This window comes from Actinomadura roseirufa (assembly GCF_900659635.1).
In the GTDB taxonomy this organism is placed as follows: Bacteria; Actinomycetota; Actinomycetes; order Streptosporangiales; family Streptosporangiaceae; genus Spirillospora; species Spirillospora roseirufa.
Genome location: NZ_CAACVB010000510.1, coordinates 1 through 2,562 on the forward strand (window position 1 = coordinate 1; position 2,562 = coordinate 2,562).

3 protein-coding genes are annotated in these 2,562 nt (G+C 75.5%); 1 reads left to right on the forward strand and 2 read right to left on the reverse strand.

The genetic code is table 11. The features are described 5' to 3' along the window. Positions 1-1,185, reverse strand: a 1,185-nt coding sequence (locus E1291_RS40915) for an MFS transporter (RefSeq protein ID WP_131743401.1), incomplete at its 3' end; no start/stop codon positions are given. A gap of 137 nt (positions 1,186-1,322) precedes the next feature. Between E1291_RS40915 and E1291_RS40920 the strand changes: the two genes are divergently transcribed. After that, positions 1,323-2,246, forward strand: a complete 924-nt coding sequence (locus E1291_RS40920) for a LysR family transcriptional regulator (RefSeq protein ID WP_131743402.1) — start codon at positions 1,323-1,325, stop codon at positions 2,244-2,246. A 99-nt stretch (positions 2,247-2,345) separates the two neighbouring features. Here E1291_RS40920 and E1291_RS43610 read toward each other — a convergent pair. Beyond that, positions 2,346-2,562, reverse strand: a 217-nt coding sequence (locus tag E1291_RS43610) for a hypothetical protein (RefSeq protein ID WP_207401247.1), incomplete at its 5' end; no start/stop codon positions are given.

The following is a 2,562-nucleotide window of genomic DNA, read 5'->3' on the forward strand; positions in this document are numbered from 1 at the left end:
CAGGCACAGGCCGGCGGCGACGGCGAGGGCCGCGCCGGCGGCGAGGGCGAACCTCGGGGACGTGAGCGTCGCGAGCAGCCCCCAGGTGACGATGCACCCGGCGCGGACGGCGGTGTCGGTGATCGACCAGGCCGTGAGCACGCGCGCCGTCCGCTCCGCGCCGGCCCGCTCCAGCCGGACGGTGGCGAACACGGGGAGGAAGACGCTCATGAAGAAGACCGTGCAGGTGTGGATCAGGGCGATCGCGGCCAGGCCGCCCCAGCCCCCGCCCACCAGCGGCAGCAGCGGCAGCCAGAGCACCCGCAGGACACCCGCGCCGAGCAGCACCGCCCGGCGCCCGCGCCGGGGGAAGCGGCGTCCGAGCCGCGCCCCGGCGACGCCCGCGATGCACGGCAACCCGAGCGAAAGGCCGTACTGGAGGGTGGTGAAGTGCAGGTCCCGCAGCATCATCACGGCCAGGACCGGCGCCGTGGCGCTGATGAGCGCGGACACCATCACGGCGTTGACGAACAGCAGCCGCAGCGTCCCGTCCGCGAGGATGTGCCGCCAGCCCTCGACGATCTCGCGGCGGCGGCCGTGGTCCGGCCGCCGGGCGGGCGGCTCCGGCTCGGGCGCGGCGATCGAGCGCAGGCCCAGCGCCGACAGCAGATAGCTGCCCGCGTCCGCCAGGACGGTCACGGCCGGTCCGAGCAGCGAGACCAGGAACCCGCCGAGAGGCGGGCCGACGGCCAGGCAGACCCAGCGGGCGCTCTCGAACCGCCCGTTCGCCTCCGTCCAGCGCCCCGGGGGGACGAGCGACTTCAGGTAGGGGCCCGAGGCGCCGGTGAAGACGATCTGGCCGGTGGCCACGACCACCGAGACCAGCATCAGATGGGGGAAGGTCAGCGCCCCGGCGGCGTAGGCGATCGGCACGGTCGCCAGCACCGCGAACCGGACCAGGTCCGCGCCGATCATCACGGGGCGCTTGGCGCGGAACTCGATCCAGGGGCCGAGCGGGAGCGCGAGGAGGGCCCCGGCCGTCCCGCCGAGCGCGGCCAGCAGCGACACCCGCAGCTCGCCGCCGCCCAGCACGAGCACCGTGATCATGACGAAGGCGTCGGTGGCCACGGCGCTGCCGAGAGCGCTGGCGGTGTTGGCGGCCCAGAGCCGGGTGAAGTCCGGCCCGAGACGTTTCGCAGACCCCAAGAAGCACGCCCTCACCTCGACCGGGGAACGACGGGGCTCGTTCCGGCCGCTACCCAACAGCACGGCGATCGGGGCCGCCAAACAACGGGTCGGCCGCCTTGGACAACCGGACGTTGTTCCCGGAGTAAGGTGCCGCCGTGAACACGGAGGCCGTGCGCGCGTTCGTCCGCGTCGCCGAGGAAGAGCAGTTCCAGTACGCGGCGCTGACCCTGGGGATATCCCAGCAGGCGGTGTCGAAGAGGGTGGCGGCCCTGGAGAGGTTCCTGGGCGTCGCGCTGTTCGACCGCGGCCCGCGGCGGACCGAGCTGACCGTGGACGGGCGGGCCTTCCTCCCGCACGCCCGCGCGCTGCTGGCCGCCGCCGACCGGGCGGTCCAGTCCGTCCGTCCCGGGACGCGGCGCCTGCGGGTGGACGTCCTCGGCCGCCGGCTCGCCGCCGCCGAGCTGCTCCGCCGGTTCCACGAGGCCCGGCCGGGGGTCGAGCTGGACGTGGTGGCGCTCGGCGGCTCGCGCGGGGCGCTCGCGGCGCTGCGCGAGGGGACGATCGACGCCGCGTTCACCTGCCTGCGGAACCCGGACGCGCTCCCCGCGGCGCTCCGGCACGTCCGCGTCCACGACGAGCCCATCGAGGTCCTGGCGGGCCCGCGGCATCCGCTCGCGGCGTCCAGGACGGTGCGCATGGCCGACCTGCGGCCGCACCGGCTGTGGGTGCCCGGCATCGTGGCGGGCACGGAGTGGGCGGCGTTCTACGAGTCGCTGGCCGCGACGTTCGGGCTCGACATCGACTCCACCGGCCCGAACTTCGGCCTCGAGCACCTCCTCGACGTGATCAGCGACTCGGGGACGGTGGCCACGCTCGTCGGCGCCGGCACCCGGGTCGCCTGGCCCGCCCACTACGAGCTGCGCCGGGTCCGGCTGGCCGAGCCGGTGCCGCTGTACCCGTGGTCGCTGGTCTGGCACGATCCGGCGCCGAACCCCGGCCTGGACGAGCTGCGCGAGCACCTGACGGCCGAGTACCCGTGCCGCCCGGAGTCCGCCTGGGTCCCCCCGTGGGCGTCTTAGCGCAGGGTCCCCCCACGCGGTAGTCCGGGGGCCTCCTCCCGGGGGATCTCGCGGCGGACGAGCCGTCCTCGCGGAGGAGAGCGGTCCGCCGAACGGAAGTTATGGTGAATTGAGAAGACGGACCGGGTGAGGGGCGTGGTCGTGGACGAGAAGGCCGAGGAGGCGGGCGGGCGCGTCCCGGCGCGGCGTGCCGAGGACGGGCCCGGACTGGCCGCGCGGGCCGACCGGGCGGCGGCCGAGCCGGTTCGGAGTGTGGATCGCGCCCCCGACGCTCCTGACCACCCCGGTGGCGGTGCAGCGCGAGCAGGCGGCGCGG